Annotated in this window: 18 protein-coding genes; 3 read left to right on the forward strand and 15 right to left on the reverse strand. The window is 48.4% G+C overall.

Going from position 1 to position 17208, the window contains the following annotated elements:
* Nucleotides 1-88: 88 nt before the first annotated feature.
* Together ACTTK7_RS08040 and ACTTK7_RS08045 are read right to left on the reverse strand one after the other, a co-directional pair.
* Complete coding sequence (locus ACTTK7_RS08040) at nucleotides 89-1345, reverse strand: hypothetical protein (RefSeq protein ID WP_462867257.1); 1257 nt, start codon at nucleotides 1343-1345, stop codon at nucleotides 89-91.
* A complete protein-coding gene (locus ACTTK7_RS08045; RefSeq protein WP_462867259.1) occupies nucleotides 1342-1881 on the reverse strand; it encodes an RNA polymerase sigma factor SigX in 540 nt (179 codons plus the stop codon). Before ACTTK7_RS08045 ends, ACTTK7_RS08040 begins: the two co-directional genes overlap by 4 nt.
* A gap of 364 nt (nucleotides 1882-2245) precedes the next feature.
* Between ACTTK7_RS08045 and ACTTK7_RS08050 the strand changes: the two genes are divergently transcribed.
* The gene (locus ACTTK7_RS08050) at nucleotides 2246-3145 is read left to right on the forward strand and encodes a GerMN domain-containing protein (protein WP_462867261.1); all 900 of its coding nucleotides are present in this window, start codon (nucleotides 2246-2248) and stop codon (nucleotides 3143-3145) included.
* 56 nt (nucleotides 3146-3201) lie between these two features.
* Here the strand turns inward: ACTTK7_RS08050 and wrbA are convergent, their stop codons facing one another.
* Complete coding sequence (gene wrbA / locus ACTTK7_RS08055; protein ID WP_462867263.1) at nucleotides 3202-3819, reverse strand: NAD(P)H:quinone oxidoreductase; 618 nt, start codon at nucleotides 3817-3819, stop codon at nucleotides 3202-3204.
* Between the two features lie 158 nt (nucleotides 3820-3977).
* Between wrbA and ACTTK7_RS08060 the strand changes: the two genes are divergently transcribed.
* A complete protein-coding gene (locus ACTTK7_RS08060) occupies nucleotides 3978-4286 on the forward strand; it encodes a winged helix-turn-helix transcriptional regulator (RefSeq protein WP_462867265.1) in 309 nt (102 codons plus the stop codon).
* 99 nt (nucleotides 4287-4385) lie between these two features.
* Here ACTTK7_RS08060 and ACTTK7_RS08065 read toward each other — a convergent pair whose 3' ends face one another.
* Nucleotides 4386-5057 carry a CAP domain-containing protein gene (locus ACTTK7_RS08065; protein WP_462867267.1) on the reverse strand — a complete coding sequence of 224 codons (672 nt, stop codon included), beginning with the start codon at nucleotides 5055-5057 and terminating at the stop codon, nucleotides 4386-4388.
* Between the two features lie 272 nt (nucleotides 5058-5329).
* Here ACTTK7_RS08065 and ACTTK7_RS08070 point away from each other — a divergent pair, with 272 nt between their 5' ends.
* The gene (locus ACTTK7_RS08070; protein WP_462867269.1) at nucleotides 5330-6928 is read left to right on the forward strand and encodes a peptide chain release factor 3; all 1599 of its coding nucleotides are present in this window, start codon (nucleotides 5330-5332) and stop codon (nucleotides 6926-6928) included.
* A gap of 126 nt (nucleotides 6929-7054) precedes the next feature.
* Here the strand turns inward: ACTTK7_RS08070 and ACTTK7_RS08075 are convergent, their stop codons facing one another.
* The 11 genes from ACTTK7_RS08075 to ACTTK7_RS08125 form a co-directional block, all read right to left on the reverse strand.
* Nucleotides 7055-8152, reverse strand: a complete 1098-nt coding sequence (locus tag ACTTK7_RS08075) for an NAD(P)/FAD-dependent oxidoreductase (RefSeq protein ID WP_462867271.1) — start codon at nucleotides 8150-8152, stop codon at nucleotides 7055-7057.
* 24 nt (nucleotides 8153-8176) lie between these two features.
* Nucleotides 8177-9610: a dihydrolipoyl dehydrogenase family protein gene (locus ACTTK7_RS08080; RefSeq protein WP_462867273.1), complete on the reverse strand. Its 1434-nt coding sequence runs from the start codon at nucleotides 9608-9610 to the stop codon at nucleotides 8177-8179.
* Nucleotides 9597-10202 (reverse strand): CDP-alcohol phosphatidyltransferase family protein, encoded by a 606-nt coding sequence (locus tag ACTTK7_RS08085; RefSeq protein WP_462867275.1) that lies wholly within the window; start codon nucleotides 10200-10202, stop codon nucleotides 9597-9599. The genes ACTTK7_RS08080 and ACTTK7_RS08085 overlap by 14 nt, the downstream gene beginning before the upstream one ends.
* Nucleotides 10199-10864, reverse strand: coding sequence for a TVP38/TMEM64 family protein (locus tag ACTTK7_RS08090; protein ID WP_462867277.1), 666 nt, complete (start codon nucleotides 10862-10864; stop codon nucleotides 10199-10201). The genes ACTTK7_RS08085 and ACTTK7_RS08090 overlap by 4 nt, the downstream gene beginning before the upstream one ends.
* 14 nt (nucleotides 10865-10878) lie before the next feature.
* A complete protein-coding gene (locus ACTTK7_RS08095) occupies nucleotides 10879-11799 on the reverse strand; it encodes an ABC transporter ATP-binding protein (RefSeq protein WP_462867279.1) in 921 nt (306 codons plus the stop codon).
* A 12-nt stretch (nucleotides 11800-11811) separates the two neighbouring features.
* Entirely contained in the window at nucleotides 11812-12594 is a 783-nt protein-coding gene (locus ACTTK7_RS08100) for an ABC transporter permease (RefSeq protein ID WP_462867280.1), read from the reverse strand.
* Between the two features lies 1 nt (nucleotide 12595).
* On the reverse strand, nucleotides 12596-13450 hold the full coding sequence (locus ACTTK7_RS08105) for an ABC transporter permease subunit (protein ID WP_462867282.1): 855 nt from the start codon (nucleotides 13448-13450) through the stop codon (nucleotides 12596-12598).
* The gene (locus ACTTK7_RS08110) at nucleotides 13431-14657 is read right to left on the reverse strand and encodes an ABC transporter substrate-binding protein (RefSeq protein ID WP_462867284.1); all 1227 of its coding nucleotides are present in this window, start codon (nucleotides 14655-14657) and stop codon (nucleotides 13431-13433) included. The genes ACTTK7_RS08105 and ACTTK7_RS08110 overlap by 20 nt, the downstream gene beginning before the upstream one ends.
* Nucleotides 14658-14795: 138 nt before the next feature.
* Complete coding sequence (locus ACTTK7_RS08115) at nucleotides 14796-15635, reverse strand: LPXTG cell wall anchor domain-containing protein (protein WP_462867287.1); 840 nt, start codon at nucleotides 15633-15635, stop codon at nucleotides 14796-14798.
* Between the two features lie 174 nt (nucleotides 15636-15809).
* Nucleotides 15810-16583: an anti-sigma factor gene (locus ACTTK7_RS08120; RefSeq protein ID WP_462867289.1), complete on the reverse strand. Its 774-nt coding sequence runs from the start codon at nucleotides 16581-16583 to the stop codon at nucleotides 15810-15812.
* Nucleotides 16573-17136, reverse strand: a complete 564-nt coding sequence (locus ACTTK7_RS08125; RefSeq protein WP_462867291.1) for an RNA polymerase sigma factor — start codon at nucleotides 17134-17136, stop codon at nucleotides 16573-16575. The genes ACTTK7_RS08120 and ACTTK7_RS08125 overlap by 11 nt, the downstream gene beginning before the upstream one ends.
* Nucleotides 17137-17208: the final 72 nt, after the last annotated feature.

Here is a 17208-nt window from a genome sequence, read left to right on the forward strand (position 1 = left end):
TTAAGCGGCCTCCAATGTATTTAAAATGTACATTGTCATTATACATGAAATAATTGGTAATTTCCTACACCCTCTAATAAATTTTCAATCAGCCCGCTCGCCACTCAATCGTATTGGGAGCTGCAGGAACTTCCCATCTTTGATTGAGCGGCACTTCTCCAAGTGAGTCACTGTTCTCAGAAATAAACTGTATTGACTCATATCCAAAATCAGCTGCTGCCAGCCCCACCGCATCAATCATCGCCTGCTGAACCTCCACAGATGTGTCTTCGAGAGAGCCAGCCAGGCTGATAGTTACTGACTCACCTTCACCTTCTACATCCCCTACAGTAAGAGACCCGGGGATCGGGGCTCTCACTTCAGCAGTTTCAGGTCCTTCGTTCATTTTCACCAGCGTTTCCTCTAAAGAAAGCAGAGTCCCGTTTTCATTCGTAGTAGAAATCCCCGCTCCTTCACCAGTCACTAAATAAGAGGCGTCATCTACATCATATAAATAATAGCCGCGATTCTCTTCAATATCCTGAACATCTGTTTCTTCTTCATTTCCGCTGCTTTCATCAGCTGTATTTGATACTTCTATACCTTCTTTTCCTAAATAACGGGCAAGTTCTTCAATGCCGCGCTCGACCCGGCCGGCTTCCACATCCGTGATTTCGGAGGATACTGCTGCTTCGATACTGCCATTCTCTGTATTTTCCCAGGATACCTTTTCAGTCATAGCAGGGCCGAGCCCAAATTCATTTCCGTCTACTTCTTCAGTAATAAAATTCAAAAGATCCTTCAGGCCCGTTTCTGCCACAAATGTTAAAGGGACAATAACCGAGCCCTCTACACTTTCAAAAGGGATCGTCACAGCATTCACACCGCCACTTCCCTCTTCTTTAGTAAGCGCAGCTACATATCCATCCGGAATTTCTCCGCTCTCTTCCGTATCTTCCTGAATTGTCGGCGGTCCTTCTTCTTCAGTGCCGCTATCTGCCGGTTCAGACTCTTCAGGTGCTGCGTTGTCTGTCTCGTTTTCAGCTGTATTTTCCGTTTCCTGCTGTTCGGCTGACTCTGAATCTCCGGCCTCATTCTCATCTTCAGCGTTCTCTTCCTGAGAAGGGGAAGCCGTCTGATTCGAAGTCCACCATATTCCCGGAACGATAAGTATCGCAAGTAGGAGAACTGCCGCCGAGGTAAAAACAGGAACCGGCCAGCGCCGGTGCGTACGGTGTCTTTTCTTTGAGTCCAGCCGCTCCTGAATATTATGATAGATTTCATTTTTGGATCGTTTATCCTGCACCCGGGGCATTTGCTTTAATGAATGCTCAATCCGTTCCCTGGAACGATTATGCTTCTTCAATCTCCCGCCCTCCTTTCTTCTAAATTTTCCCTGCTTTCCATTAATTCCTGTATTTTCTTTACGGCCCGGTGCTGTGTCGTTTTTACCTTACTCTCCGACCACCCGAGCACTTCGGCTGCTTCTTTGATCGAGAGCGATTCCACATAACGAAGCAAAAGCACCTGTCGCTGGTCCGGAGAGCAAGCTTTCATGCATTCATAAATTTCACGCACATCGTCTTTCGCAGTGAGAATCTCGTCTGGAAGAGGCGCCGGGTCCCGCATTTCCTCTTTTGATAAAGGGCCCAGCACTCCCAGCCATTTCCGCTTCTTTCTATTCTGCTTGCGGATCCAGTCTATTCCGACATGTCTGGCAATAGAATAGAGCCAGGTTTTTTCACTGCTTTTTCCTTCAAATGTTTCAAAGGAATGCAGCACTTTAATGTAAACTTCCTGGACCAGCTCCTCGGCTGTTTCACGATCTCGGACCATATAAAATAAATATTGGAAAAGGGAGTGATGATATTGTTCATATAGCCTTTCAAACTCATCATGCATGATGAACACTTCCTTAATGTAGACGTTCCCTGTCTTTATTAGTTACACCAGTAAATTTATTAATAGAAAGCGGAAAAAGAAATTACGTTTCCATCCATTTTCTGTTTATGTATATTCAAAGTTTAATTCTTTTGCTGATGCCTCATAAGATATTAGCAAAATACTTCGCACTATTATAGCATTTCCGCAGCCTTTTCCGAAAAACCCCCCACCGCTTTCACACTCTGACTTAACATTAGTAAAGTCCTGTTTATGTTCATTTGGAGGATTTGAACCTTTCTTTATTTTGAAACATGGTATAATTATGTAACAACATTGTATTATTTGTAAACTAAATTTAATATTTGACCTGGGGGGGGATTCCATGAAAAGATTCTCATTTTTAGCAGTTGCTGCCACAGCACTTATTACTCTCAGCGCCTGCGGCACCGAAAATAGCGAAAACACAGAAAACAGTGAAAAAGCAAATGAAACAGCCTCTGTTGAAGCCAACGGAGAAGAGAAGGAAGATAATGACAGTGCAAAGAATGAGGAGCAGGAAGATAAAGATACGGCTTCCGAAGCTGATGAGGCGGCACAAACCGACGCTTCCGCTGAAGACAGCTCCTCTAAAGAAGAAACTGCTGCAGAGAATGAAGAGGAGAGCCCGGACTCCGCAGACACTGCCAGCGAAGATGCTTCATCGGAAGATACTTTATCGGAGGATGAGGCGGTAGAAGAAGGTGCTTCTGAAGAAACAGCCAGCAGCGAAGAAGAAGCAGTTCCCGAAGAGTCTCCCGAGACTGCTGAAACTACAGATACAGAAGCTGACAGCACCTCAGCTTCCGAAGAAGAAGCTGTAACAGAAGAAGTGACTGTTTACTACCTCGACAGCGATTTGATGGATACAATTTCTGAAACCCGCAGCCTCGAAGCAGCGTCTGAAAATGACCTGCCGTTTGAAGCTGTGCAGGCATGGCTGGATGGCCCTGAAACAGAAGATGCCGTAAGCCCGCTTCCAGTGGACACCGAGGTACAGTTTGTCGAATTTAAAGACAACACTGCCTTTGTTTCCTTTGAACCTTCTGTCCTTGAAGCCACTACAGTGGGAAGCACTCTTGAGCTCGCATTTGTAGAACAGCTGGCAGTGTTAATGGACCAGTTTGGCTACGGTCAGACTCAGATTCTTATTGACGGCGAAGTTGTCACAGACTTTTACGGACACCGGGAAATCGACAAGCCTATCGAAGCGACGGATCCTTCGGAGCTTTATGGCAGTAACTAACGCCAGGCATATATAAAAAAAAGCGCCCGCACACACGGACGCTTTTTTGCTTTCCATTAGTTGCTCAGCTTCTCTGCCACTTTTGCCACGCGGGCGCCTAAACGGCCGCCCATTGTCAATTCGCCTTCGCTTGGCATCCGGGTGCCGTCCGGACCAGCAAGCGTAGAAGCACCGTATGGCGTTCCGCCGACAAAGTCACGTTCAGTCATTTCCGGATTCTCTCCATAAGGAAGACCAACGAAGATGAATCCAAAATGAAGAAGCGGTACAACCGACGTGATAATTGTTGTTTCCTGACCGCCGTGAGCTGTGTTTGTGCTCGTAAAGATTCCTGCTACCTTGCCTTCAAGTGAGCCGTTTGCCCACAGGCCACCAGCAGCATCCATAAACTGCTTCACCTGAGCCGGCATATTGCCAAAGCGTGTTGGGATACCCCAAACGACGCCGTCAGCCCATACAAGATCGTCTGTTGTAGCTTCAGGAATATCCGCCTGTTTGTTTTGCGCTTCTACATACGCTTCCTGCGTAGACATACCTTCCTTAGCCATCTGCGATTCGGGAATTCTTACGACCCGTACTTCTGCACCTGTTTCTTCCGCGCCTTTCGCTACTGCCTTTGCCATTTCGTGTATATGTCCATAAGAACTGTAAAACGGTACCAATACTTTACTCATTGAAAAACACTCCTATTACTTATATTTATAAAGTTACTTACTTTTCGAAAGTACATGAAAATATTTGTACTGTCAACTCACCCTTCAAGCTATACCCCAGCCCCTCCTCTACGAAACAATGATTTTGTGGTACTATGTTCATAAAGAGGTGAACTATTATGCAGAAGACTTCCATCTGCCCAAGATATGAATTTGCAGCAGAGCTGCTCGGCAAAAAATGGACGGGCCTGTTAATCCTTGTGCTTCTTCAGGGACCACTCCGCTTCAAAGATATAAAAAGAGAGATTCCGGATATGAGCGACCGGCTGATTACAGAACGGCTAAAAGAGCTTGAAGAAAAAGGGATTGTCGAACGCAGCGTATTTCCGGAAAGGCCCGTGCGCGTCCAATACCAGCTGACGAGTAAGGGCAGAGATCTCGAACCGGTCATTAATGCCATCCAGGACTGGGCTGAAGCCTGGATTTAATAACAAGCAGGTACTTTCCATGCAGGAAAAGCCTGCTTTTTTTATGATTTAAACACAAAAAAAGCGCCTGCCCTCAAGCAGCCGCTTTTCCCTTATTCTTTATTTTTCCAAAAACATCTGCGTCCAGTACTGTCCGTATTCGCCGCCTTCTTCATAGCCAATGGCGATATGCGTGAAGTCCGGGTTTAAGATGTTATCACGGTGCCCTGGGGAGTCCATCCATGCATCTACAACGTCCTGCGGCGTATCCTGTCCGGCTGCAATATTTTCACCGGCGCCGTCATAGCTCACGCCAAACTCCTGCATCATTTCAAAAGGACTGCCATATGTCGGGCTCTCATGGGCAAAATAGTCATTTTCAATCATGTCCTGGGACTTCGCATCTGCTACGCTTTGCAGGGAGCTGTCCGCTTCCACCGGCTCAAGTCCATTTTCAGCCCGTACTTCGTTCGTCAGGCGGACCACTTCCTGTTCAAATTCAGACTCACTCTGGGAGGAAACGGCGTCTGATGTTTCAGCTGAACTGCTTTCTGAAGAAGAGCTGCTTTCGCTTCCCGGAATAACAATACTCTGGCCTACATTAATCACATCAGGATTTTCAATGCTGCCGTTTTCTTCCATAAGCGCATCCACACTTACGCCGTGATCTTCAGCAATCGTGTATAATGTATCTCCTGACTCTACGGTGTATGTATCCTGCCCTAGAGCGGTCAATGGGAAAATAAGTGTTGCTGACAGAGCACCGACGATGGCTGTTCTTTTAAATCTCATGTCATTCACCTCTTATAAATGATAACGTTATATTAAAATTTTACCATTAATTTCTTGAAAATAAACAATTCAAAGGAATTTTACAAATTTTCGCGGCTATTGTCCTATATTTTACATTAATTAAATCTAAAACTTTTCTTATCAAAATAATTACTATGGTACTCTACCCTCCTTGTTGTTGCTGAAAACGAAGATTATCTATTAAGATAGGAAGAGTGCTTACGAACGCGGGCAGTTTATCAGCAAATTTAAACGAAGGATGGATATAACGAATGGCTACATGGAAAAACGAAATCGAATCCCGAAAGACGTTTGCCATTATTTCGCACCCGGACGCCGGGAAAACGACCTTAACGGAAAAGCTTCTGTACTTTGGGGGCGCTATCCGCGAAGCCGGAAGCGTTAAAGGAAAGAAAAACCAGCGTCATGCCACGAGTGACTGGATGGAGATTGAAAAGCAGCGCGGGATCTCTGTCACAAGCTCTGTCATGGAATTTAATTATCAGGGCCACCGCATTAATATTCTCGACACCCCCGGCCACGAAGACTTCAGTGAAGATACGTACCGTACGCTGACCGCAGCCGATTCGGCAACGATGCTTATTGATGCGGCCAAAGGGGTCGAGGCACAGACTAAAAAGCTGTTTAAAGTCTGCAGCATGAGAGGCATTCCCATCTTCACATTTATTAACAAGCTGGACCGCCAGGGACGGGACCCGTTCGAGCTCATGGAGGAAATGGAAGACATTTTAGGTATCCGTTCATACCCGGTCAACTGGCCGATTGGTATGGGCCAGGACTTTCACGGCATCTACGACCGCCATGCCAAAAAAGTAGAATGGTTTAACCCGGACTCCCCGTCCCAGACGGAAGTCGTTTACGTAAACGGCACCGACGACCCTAAGCTCAAGGAACGTATTGATCCGCAGCTCCTCGCTGCCTTTCAGGAGGAAATTGAACTTCTCGATGTAGCCGGGGATGCATATGATGAAGAGCGTATTAAAAGCGGCGAGCTCACTCCGGTCTTTTTCGGGAGCGCCGTTTCGAACTTCGGGGTGCAGAATTTCCTGGATTATTTCATGGAATGGGCGCCGGCTCCTGTCGGAAGGGAAAGCGATCAGGGCTTCGTTTCCCCACTCAGTGACAATTTCTCCGGATTTATTTTCAAGATTCAGGCGAACATGAATCCAAAACACCGGGACCGGATCGCCTTTATGAGAATTACTTCAGGCAAATATTCTCCCGGTATGCAGGTCAATCACGTCCGTATCGGCAAAAACATGAAGCTTCACCAGCCAACGCAGTTTCTTGCCAAGGACCGCAGTATTGTCCAGGAGGCATACGCCGGCGATATTATCGGCCTGTACGATCCGGGCACCTTCCGAATCGGCGACACGCTTGCAGAATCAGGCACATTTTCTTTTGAAGAAATGCCACACTTTTCTCCTGAACACTTCGCTGCCATTTCTGTTAAAGATGCGATGAAGCACAAATCATTTGAAAAAGGACTGCAGCAGTTAACAGAGGAAGGTGCCATCCAGCTGTTTAAAACGTATCAGCGGGTGCCGGAGCAGCAGATCGTCGGCGTTGTCGGCGTGCTTCAGTTTGAAGTGCTCGAGCACCGGCTGAATAATGAATATAACGCCCATATTAAAATGGAAAATCTTCCATTGTCAGTCGCCAGGTGGGTCGACGGACCAGCAGAGGCGATGAACACATTCACCAAAAAACAAAAGAATTTGGCTCTCGACCGGAATGACCGGTTAGTTGCCCTCTTTGAAAATGAGTTCCAGTTAAACATGGCCAAAGACAAATATCCTGATATTTCCTTCCATGAGAACTCTTATTTCGTTTCCAGCCAGACGACTTAAAAGGATAGCAAAAACGGACCGCCTGTTGAAAAGGCAGTCCGTTTTTTACGTTATACAAAGGGTTTTTATTTCATGCCTTCAGGGGGCATGTATGCTTTTCTTAATCCGGGTTCAACGCTCGGCTTCTTACGCTTTTCTTGATGGTTGCAGTTCTTTGATGAATTTTTTGTCGATCCGGTGCTTGATTTTAAACGGTGCTTTGCCTGCACGGGTTTTGTCACCGTAAATCATCAGCCCCTGCTTGCGTCCAAGATTCAGGATCGCCATATAGTTTTTTTGCGGCGAATACTTAGTCAGCTTTTTGCCTTTCAGGGAACGCTTAATGTTTTCAAGAAGCACAGGAGCTTCTTTGACAGCTGATATTCCGTTTTTCGGAATGTCTTCGTGTCCCGCGATCGTTACGCAGTCGCCCACTCCGAATATTTGCGGATACGCTACTGACTGCAGGTGTTCGTTTACGAGCAGATAGCCTTCGCTGTCGACCGGCAGTCGGGAGGCTTCAAACCAGGCCGGTGCTTTCGGTCCGGTCATCCACAGTAGATCTTCGTACGGAAAGGAGAGCGAATCAGTTTCCACTGTCCGGTCTGTTACCCGGTGTACCTGTTCATTTTCAAAATATTCAATCCCTCTTTTATCAAGAAGATCGTACACCTTCTGACGCGTTTCGTCTGTGTCTTCCGGAAGCAGTTTACTCCCGGAAATAATTTTCACCGGAGCCAGAAACTTGTTTTTACTTCTCCATGCCTGCGCGGTAAATGCCATCTCGATTCCAGCATACCCACCGCCGACAACAACCGGATGATGACTTGTCCGGACACTTTCCACCGCTTCAGAGAAATTTTCGTTGGCTTTTAAGACCTCCGCATGCTTTTGCACATGGGGAATTTCAAGGCCTTTCGGCTGGGCGCCAATATCTACGGATAAATAGTCAAAATGCATAACTTTACCTGCATTGGTGAGAACAATATTCTGCTCCGGATCAATGGAAGTAACCTTGGCCGAAACAAACGTGCCGCCGTTTTCGTTACAGAACGACCGGAGCGGAACACGGATATCTTCGATGGCGTAGCGCCCTTCCATATAGCCTGAATACATACCTGAATAATACTGGTACTGTCCCGGGGAAATAAGAATCCACTCTACGTTTTTTTTCTTTTTCTTCCATTCTTTTATTACGGAAAGATTTGTGTGGCCTGCTCCGACGAATATTACTCGTTTAGTCACTATATTTCCTCCTTGTCTCTTCAATTACCGAAACCATGCTACATACTTTTTAAGTACCTTGTTGACGGGGCTGTTAAACAAAGCCTCCCGCCAGTATTCATCTGCTGCTTTTTTCACGATGTCCCCGTGAGCCGGATACGGATACACGACACTTGAAAATGACCGCAGCTTCTTCTTCCACGTTTTTGCTGCAGTGACCTGCTGCATCCAGTCAGCCGCATGGCGTCCGACGGCATGAGCTCCGATAATGTTTCCTTTTTGGTCAGTAATAATTTTCACTAAAGGAACCGGGTCGCCTTCAGCCAGAAAACGGTCCACCTGTTTTCCTTCGATGCGGTAAATACGGGCATCTACGCCTTCAAGCTGTTTAGCCTCTTCCTCAGTGACGCCCAGATGAAAAATTTCCGGCTCAGTATAATACGCCCAGGGGAGCGCATTATAATTAATTTTCCGGCGCAGCCCGAAAATAGCGTTGGAGACCACAGTCTGCCCCTCCATACCGGCCGCATGCGTAAACATGTATCCGCCGCTTGCGTCACCAACGGCGTAGATATGCGGCACAGACGTCTGCATTGTATTTGAGACGTCGATGCTCCTATCTTTCTTTACCCTTACACCTGCTTTTTCTAATCCTATGTTATTTGTGTTCGGCACACGTCCTGCCGCAAGCAAAAGCGCATCCGCTTCAATTTTCTGTTCGGTTGCTCCTTCTGTGACAGCATAAACGCGTCCATTTTCTTCTTCGAGTCTTACCACCCGGCTGTTGGGAATAAAATGGATTTCTTTCTCTAATTCTTTCTGCGCCCGTGCAGCGATTTCCTTTTCTTCTTTTGAGAAAATACGATCGCCCGAATCTACCGCCGTCACAGAAGAGCCGATTCGTGCAAGCGTTTGGGCAAGCTCCATGCCTACTGGACCGCTTCCGACACACACCAGCTTTTTCGGCAGCTTCTCAGCCTCAAAAATTGTTTCATTCGTGTAGTAAGGCAGAAGCTCCAGATTTTCAATTGGAGGCACATTCGGACTCGAGCCGGTGGCAATGACGATTCTTTTTCCTCCAATGACACTTCCATCTTCAAGATATAAATGATGGGAATCCATAAATTCCCCGCGCCGCATGTATACATCAATACCGAGCGCTTCGAACTCGCTTACGTCATCAAGCTCCTGCACATCAGCTACAGCTTCCCGCACTCTATTTTTCACCTGTTCAAAATCGGCATCTCCATCCAGCTGCAGACCGAATTCTTCCGCTGCCTTTCGTGCGTTCTGGATTTCCCGTCCGACAGTCACAAATGCTTTCGAAGGTATGCAGCCGGCATGCAGGCATTCGCCTCCAAGATTTTCCCGGTCATCGACCAAAGCGGTCTTCATGCCAAACTGCGCTGCGCCTGACGCGACGGTCAGTCCGCCGGAGCCGCCCCCAAGTACTATCAAATCGTAATCAATCTGCGGCATTCTCATCCTGCTCCTTTAATAATCGTTTTGCTTCCAGCAGCCTCTGCAGGCCGGTAAATGTTTCGACAAATAAAAATAAAGCAGTGGAATACAGTAAAAAAGCTGGAAAAAGCATCATTAGGGAAAATAAAATAAATCCTTCGGTTCGCTCAGCGAGCCCCGCCTGATAGTAAAACGATTTGACTCCGCTTCGTTCCGACATATTTCCCACTGTTAAAAACACGGTAATCGAAAATAATATGGAGACACTTAACAGAAGAAGCAGCCACATGACATCCGGATACCGGAAGGCAAGTCCGAGCAGCACGCTCGCTTCCACAAGACGATCAAACGTAATATCAAGCACCGTCCCAAACGCAGAAGGACTTGTTTTTCTCGCCATCGCCCCGTCTACGGTGTCTAAAAACCCTGATATCCATAGACAGATAAAGGCTGCCCATGCAGCGTCAAAATAAATGAGCGGCCCTGTAAGCACGCCGATTCCAAATGCCAGAACCGTTACCTGGTTGGCGGTCCAACGCCGGTGCAGAAACCAGTCGGCTGTTTTGTCTATGACCGGGTCCGCCCATTTCCGGGCGTGTGTATCAATCATTTCAGTTCCCCATTTACATTGTTTATATTATTTTCATACCCTTTTTTCCGTAAAATGACAACCACGATCAAAAGAGCGGCAAAAACGCTGACAGCGCTCAATATATATCTCCATTCCCCGGTTAACAGACCCGACCCGAGAAAGCTGTAGCCGACTGCCCCCGGCAGCAGCCCAATAATGGTCGCTGCTGTATAGGAGGACAGGCGCACCCGGGACAGCCCACATACATAGCTAACAAGGTCAAAATTCAATATGGGCAGAAGCCTCATCAAAAGCGTTGCCCGAAAGCCCTGAGCTTCGAGCTTCCTCCGCCAAGCTTCCATCCGCCCTTTAATTTTTGGCTGAAACAATTCTTTTCCGAGCAGCCTCCCGACTCCGTATGCGAGCAGAGCCCCGCTGGTACCGCCAATTAAGATGTATATCACGCCTGCAGCCGGACCAAAAGCAAGCCCGCCAGCAAGCGACATGATCGAAGCTGGAAATAAAATAAGCGGCCGGAGCATACAGGCTGCTATGTAAATAACAGGGGCCCACGCTCCGAGTATTAAAATTTCATCCCTTACCGCCTGTGGCGAGAACCGGAATACTTCGGCGTTCAGCCAGGCAATTGTCACGACAGCTGTCAAAAAAACCATATATTTTATAATGCTTTTGATACTCATACGCTGCCCCCTTTTTAAGCCCGGGTTATAAATGTTTTTCCTTGAAATGGTTCATTTACAGCCAGGGTAACGGACTGAGCTCCCCCGACTTCATAAAATGTCTGAATCCACAGGCCGTACTGTTTTTTCACAGGTCCTGCTTCAGCTTCGAAATGACCCTTTCCTGCCTCCTTTGTGACCCGCAAAGCTTCGGCCGGGACAAAGCCTTTCTCCGGAAACCACCACCCATCTGCGAGCAGAGAAGCAGTCTCTTGCCGCTCCGGCGTCCGCATCAGTTTTTCTCTGTTACCTGTTTCTATAACTTCTCCGCCGGCCATCACACTGACTCTCTCTCCCATGTCGAACGCCTCCTCGCGGTCATGCGTAACAAATATTGAGGTGATGCTTTCCTGCTCAAGTATACCCTTCACCCACCGGCGCATTGTTTTACGTAAAGAACTGTCCAGACTCGAGAACGGCTCATCAAGCAGCAGTACTTTCGGTGTTGCAGCTATCGCCCGTGCAAGGGCTGCACGCTGCTGCTGGCCTCCGGAGCATTGATACGGATACAGTGCTTCAAGCTTTTCTATCTTCATTTTTCCGAGCAGTTGCCTGCCGGCTTTCCTGCGTTCTTTTTTAGGTATTCGTTTCATCTTTAAACCGTACGTAACGTTTTGCAGAATCGTTAAATGCGGAAACAGCAGCGGCTGCTGAAACATTAAAACGACAGGACGCTTTTCTGCCGGCATTTCATTTACACTTATCCCGTCAATCATCACAGTACCGCCTGAAAACGTATCAATACCCGCAATACAGCGTAAAAGCGTCGATTTTCCCGTGCCGGATTTTCCGACCAGGCTTCGGTTTTCCCCCTCTTTCAGCTCGAGGTTTATATTCCCGAGCACCTGGTTTTCCTGATAGACCTTGCTTCCGTTCTGAACTGACACGTATGACATATTTCCCTACCCCTACCATGATTTTAAAATTTTCGTACTGACTCTGAGCACTCCATCAGCAGCAAGCGCAGCCGCCGCTGGAAGCGCGGCTGTCATTAATGAAAAGGCACTGACGGCTGAAGGCGCCGCACTGTTTGTATACGGATAATACAATACCGCCATCGTCGTAACCGTCCCTCCTCCTATAATAACAGTCAGGGCAAACTGACTGACAGAAATTACCACGGAAAAAAAGACAGCTGTACGCACAGAAGCAGTCATCTGGGGAAGCTCAATCAGCAGAAACCTGGCGGCTGCCCCGCCACCGAGGCTTCGCGATTGTTCATACTGATTTCTTCCTATCCGCTCGTAGCCGGCACGAATGATACGAATCGTGTACGGAAGTGTCGGAAGCAGATGAAAAAAAGCGACCCCGTACCATGTATTTGCGGTGCCGCTTTGCAGAGCAAAAATGTGCAGCCCGACAGCAAGGGCGGTAATTGGAAGAAGCACGGGAACTAACAGCATGGCATCTATCAATTCTTTCCCCCTGAATTCCCTGACCACAAGCGCTTTGGCTGCGGGAATGCCAATCACGAGGTTCAGAGCCGCCACACAGAGAGCAATAAGAATTGTCCGTCCCCAGGCCTCTGCAAGCAGCGGGTCGCCAAATGGCACTCCCCAGCCGTCGAGCGTCCATGCCAGCGGCCAGATCTCCCCAAAAGGCCATTCCGAAGCGAAGCTCTGCACCACGAGCGCAAGCAAAGGGACTGCAAAGCAAAGCGCAAAAGCGGCTGCCGCTGCTTTTCTTTTCATGCTACTCCCCCCTCCATATCCGTATGCGCAGCCGGCGGGTATACCACATCAGCAGTGCGCTGAGAGTAATGAATACTACGCCGATCCAGGCCGATACCGCGTAGGCATAAGGACGCTCCTCCCAGTTTCCGCCGCTGTACCATTCAAAAATGGTAACACCAATCATTTCCGGGTGGGTCGCCCCCACCAGCCCCGGCACTTCAAAGGCACCGAATACAAACGCAAACAGGATTACTCCTGTTTCCAGGGTTACTGCTTTTAAGTAAGGCCATTCCGCGTCTTTAAATTGACGGAACCACCCGCCGCCAAGCGTTGCCACTGCATGTCTTACCGAATTGTTCATCTCAAGGTAGACCGGTGCTGTCATCAGCACCACGAAGGGCACCTCTTTCCATACGTAGGATAAAATAATACCGATGCCGGCAGTATCATTGGTCAGGATAGGGAACTCTGTTCTATTGTCGATCCAGCCTATCTGCTGCGTGAGAGAGGCCGCCCACCCGCTTTGCGAAAAAAACCAGATGACAAGATAAGCCCCCACAAAATGGGGCACGGCCATTGGGACCCAGAACAGCGAACCGGCACCGGCACTCCGCTTTTTACCGAACAATAATTTAGATGCGATCACTCCGATCCCTAAAGAAAGCACGGTGGAAACGGCTGTAACTCCGAAACTGAAGCTGAGGCTTTCCCGAAAAGCAGGCAGCGACGCTATCTCATTAAGGATAACTAATGGACGTCCTTCTGTGCCCAGCCGCGTCCACAATACTGCGACCGCATAAAATGAAAGCCCTGCCGTAACAAGAAGGGCCGGTAAAAGCATAGCTATCATGCTTTTACCTTTGAACAATTTCATTTTCCCACCGGTCCTCGGTCCACTCTACATAGCCCGCATCCATTTCCGGCTGATAGGCATCATTCAGCACTTCTGTATCCAGCACGGAATCCCCGCGGTCCTGTTCAATAAACCTCTGGCGCGTCTCCTCTGAGAGCGTATCCAGATCAAGCACAGTGCTGTCCCCCCACATTGACGGCGCCTGCTTCTGCAGCTGGGCTTCCGGAGAGACCAGGTAATTGATCGCAGCCATCGCTCCCGGTACATTTGTGCTGTTAAAAGGAATGGACAGATAATGGGTGTTCCCTATCGAATTGTTGTCAAATACGAATGTATCCGTTGTTTCCGGAAACGTGCCGTCCTGGATCAGGCTTTCTGCTCTCGCTTCATTGTAGCCCATGGTCATAGACACTTCGCCGTCCCGGTACAGCCGGTCAAGCTGGCTGAGCGACGACGGATACGTCTCTCCGCTTCTCCATAAATCCGGCTCCATTTCCCGCAGAGTCTCCCACATACTGCCGCTTTGCTCATCGATCCACTCTTCATCATAGCCCTGTTCAATAACCTGTTCGGCTTCGACATTGTTATAGATAAAATGACGCAAAAACGCGTTCCCGGTAAAATCGGTCGCTTCCGGATACGTAAACTCTCCCGGGTTTTCCTCCACCCATGCGGCCAGCTCTTCAATACTGTCCGGGGGCGTCTCAACCTTTTCAGTATCATACATAAAGGTAAACTGTACCGATCCCCACGGCACTTCCATCCCTTCAACCGGCGTACCGAAATCATACGCGTTTGTATCAGCCTCCATATCAATATGATTTTCAACGTTCGGGAGAGCGTCTGCGAAGGAGCCGTATAAAAGCTCGTTCTCCTTTGCGTTACGGAAATTCTCCCCGTTCAGCCAGACGATATCCATCGTCCCTTCTTCCGTTCCCGCTTCTTTTTCAGAATAAAGATTTTGCAGCGCATCTTCGGTTTCAATTGGATTCCGGTTCAGCGTAATGTCATACTGCTCCTCCAGACGCGGGGCCACCCATTCGTCTATGTATTCGTTGGTCCCCTGGTCTCCGCCCCACATGTGTAATTCCACGGTCGTTCCAGCGGCTTCTTCCTCAATATCCTCCCATTCTTCTTCCTCCCAGGACGTCCCGCCTTCCTCCGAATCTCCGGAGCATCCTGCAGCGATAATCATCGTCCCTGCTGCTGCGATTATTTTCCAATTCATCTGCTTCAATTTCTCCCTTCACTTGCGCTTATTCCATGCTTTTCCTTTTCCCTTTTATCAGTATCTCATACATACCATGTTTGGTGCCCGCACACAAAAAGACTGCCCTCTGCAGGACAGCCTTTTTCAAAATAAATGCTACGCTTCTTCGCGACGACGTTTCGTTACAGCGATGCCTGCCAGAATGAGCGCCATACTGCCGGCAGCAATCCCCCACGGGCTCATATTCTGCTCAGAGCCGCCAAGACCGGTCTGAGGCATTTCTTCCGGCATTGCTTCGTCAGAAGAGCTTTCTTCAAAATTCTCCGGATACTGAGCCACAATGGCGCCGGAAAGACCTTCACTCACGCCGAACATATGGCCGTAAGCTTCGCGTGTATCTTCATAGGCGCTGTCATACTCTCCCATTGTATAGCTGTCAAAAGCTCCGATCAGCTGATCCACGTGCATGCCAAGACCTTCAGAAAGTCCTTCTGCCTCCAGTTCACCTTCGGTAGCCCCTGCCAGGAATTCAGAGAACTCTGTCTGATAGTTTCCGAGGTTGTCGAGCGCTTCCTGCTTTGCTTCCTCGTCCTCCGCTCCTGTTGCTTCCACGTAATCAACAAAGTAGCCGATGTGTTCGCTCCACATTTCTTCAAACTGTGTACCTGCTTCTTCCCCGTAAACGGACGTGATAGTACTTGAAAGATCCTTTGTATTTGCTTCTAATGCAGCGGCGGATTCTTCAAAATCATCTGCTCCGTCCGCCCCTTTCTGCATCGTCGTTACCGCCAGATATGCGTGCTCTGAAAGATAGTGATCCAGCTGGGCCCGCAGATCTCCGGCCGGCGTGGCTACAGAAGCCATCATTTCTTCTGACATTTCCATATCGTCGTGGCTGTCGTGACTGTCGGCTGAAGCGACTCCCGGTGCTGCCGGGATGATAACGGCGGCAGATAACGGCAGGGCTATGGCGGTGCGTTTCCAGTTGATGTACATGAATGAATCCCCCTTATATTTGGTTTCAGTCAGCTAACGAAACAAATATACAGCTGGATCATATTTTGTGAATGTTTTGTGAATTTCTATTTAATAGATACTTTCAAAACCCCGGCAGGAAAGCAATTTCTTATACAAAAAAGACCGGAAATTTTTTCCGGTCTTTTCGTATCTTTAGGAAAACGGAGCTTCGAGCACTACTTCACCCTCAGGTGCTTCGTTGTCCGGCTCAGGTTCTCTCGTAATCGCTACGGCATTCCAGTCTTCATTCACTGCATCCGATGGAAAGACAAGCGAACCGCTTCCGTCTTCATTGGTTGTAAATGATCCGGCTGGCACCATCTGGTTACCGTCACCAACCATCCATACCTGATAGACTTCACTATTATTAAGATTTTCGAGTCCTTCTACGTGTACAGCCATTTCCCCCTGCTGCTCTGTATTAAGAAGCGTAACCGTTCCGCTTCCCTGGGAGTTTTCTGTAGCGGCAAACTCCTGGGAAGCAATCACTTCGCCCGTTTCCTGCGAAGAATCTTCAAGCTCGGAAAGAGCTGTTTGCATTTCTCCAAGGTCTCCGGCGAGTTCTTCGCGCTCTTCTGCTGCCTGCTGCCACTGCGCGCCGAGGTAAATGTTGGTGCCGATGGAAGCAAGCAATACAGCGGCCAGTGCCCCTGCCACTGCGCTCCATTTTCTTTTTGGTTTTGCCGTGGTGATTTTTTCTTCCGGCTCTTTTCCCACCACATGCTCCATAACCCGGTTTTTCATCCCGGCCGGCGGGTCCTGCGGTTCGATGTGCTGGGGCAATTCTCCCATAATCGCCTGCATTTCTTCAAACTCCTGCCTCGTTTCTTCATCCGTTTCGAGCCAGGCTTCAAACTCCCGCTCTTCTTCCGGGGTCAAAAGACCATTTATATAATCAAACAACCAGTCTTGTTTATTACTCGCCATAATCAACCCTCCGTTCCCTGGAGAGGTGTTCTTTTAATTTCTTTAGGGCGAGCCTGATGCGACCCTTTACAGTACCTAGCGGTATATCGCAGGACTCTGCAATCTTACGCTGGGACAGCCCCTGAAAATAAAACAGGCGAACAATTTTTTGTTGTTCCTCTGAAAGAAGCGCGATTGCCTGTTCGAGCTCTTCGTTGCTTTCTTTCAGCTCCACCTGCTCTTCCACCCCTGTCGTTTCCTCTTTCGAATCTCTCGGATCCCATTCCACTTCCGGTTTTCTCCGGCGGAGGGCATCAATCGAGGCGTTGCGTGTAATTGTAAGCAGCCAGGACGAAAGCGACCCTTTATCTTTCTTATAGACGGCACTTCCCTTCCCCTGCCATATTTTCATAAAAACATCCTGCATGATCTCTTCGGCTATTTGCTGGTCTTTAGTCATCCTGTAGGCAAATGAATAAAGAAGCCGTTCGTAACGATCATACAGAAGTTCGAGCGCTTCTCTGTCACGCTCTCGTATGCGCTCATATAAATCGTTATCCGATAACTTCGACATAGGCCTTCTCCTTTTTTCAAAATGCGTGGGGAAAGAGATATGTACTCAGCTTACGCAACGCACCCCCATATT

This window comes from Marinococcus tarijensis, assembly GCF_054971385.1.

Bases quoted from the DNA above. Each gene is read 5' to 3' on its own strand.
- ACTTK7_RS08090 (WP_462867277.1), bottom strand. From the start codon at position 10,864: ATGAGTATCAAAAGCATTATAAAATATATGGTTTTTTTGACAGCTGTC.
- ACTTK7_RS08060 (WP_462867265.1), top strand. From the start codon at position 3,978: ATGCAGAAGACTTCCATCTGCCCAAGATATGAATTTGCAGCAGAGCTG.
- ACTTK7_RS08100 (WP_462867280.1), bottom strand. From the start codon at position 12,594: ATGAAAAGAAAAGCAGCGGCAGCCGCTTTTGCGCTTTGCTTTGCAGTC.
- ACTTK7_RS08110 (WP_462867284.1), bottom strand. From the start codon at position 14,657: ATGAATTGGAAAATAATCGCAGCAGCAGGGACGATGATTATCGCTGCA.
- ACTTK7_RS08085 (WP_462867275.1), bottom strand. From the start codon at position 10,202: ATGATTGATACACACGCCCGGAAATGGGCGGACCCGGTCATAGACAAA.
- ACTTK7_RS08065 (WP_462867267.1), bottom strand. From the start codon at position 5,057: ATGAGATTTAAAAGAACAGCCATCGTCGGTGCTCTGTCAGCAACACTT.
- ACTTK7_RS08070 (WP_462867269.1), top strand. From the start codon at position 5,330: ATGGCTACATGGAAAAACGAAATCGAATCCCGAAAGACGTTTGCCATT.
- ACTTK7_RS08050 (WP_462867261.1), top strand. From the start codon at position 2,246: ATGAAAAGATTCTCATTTTTAGCAGTTGCTGCCACAGCACTTATTACT.
- wrbA (WP_462867263.1), bottom strand. From the start codon at position 3,819: ATGAGTAAAGTATTGGTACCGTTTTACAGTTCTTATGGACATATACAC.
- ACTTK7_RS08095 (WP_462867279.1), bottom strand. From the start codon at position 11,799: ATGTCATACGTGTCAGTTCAGAACGGAAGCAAGGTCTATCAGGAAAAC.
- ACTTK7_RS08115 (WP_462867287.1), bottom strand. From the start codon at position 15,635: ATGTACATCAACTGGAAACGCACCGCCATAGCCCTGCCGTTATCTGCC.
- ACTTK7_RS08080 (WP_462867273.1), bottom strand. From the start codon at position 9,610: ATGCCGCAGATTGATTACGATTTGATAGTACTTGGGGGCGGCTCCGGC.
- ACTTK7_RS08120 (WP_462867289.1), bottom strand. From the start codon at position 16,583: ATGGCGAGTAATAAACAAGACTGGTTGTTTGATTATATAAATGGTCTT.
- ACTTK7_RS08045 (WP_462867259.1), bottom strand. From the start codon at position 1,881: ATGCATGATGAGTTTGAAAGGCTATATGAACAATATCATCACTCCCTT.
- ACTTK7_RS08105 (WP_462867282.1), bottom strand. From the start codon at position 13,450: ATGAAATTGTTCAAAGGTAAAAGCATGATAGCTATGCTTTTACCGGCC.
- ACTTK7_RS08125 (WP_462867291.1), bottom strand. From the start codon at position 17,136: ATGTCGAAGTTATCGGATAACGATTTATATGAGCGCATACGAGAGCGT.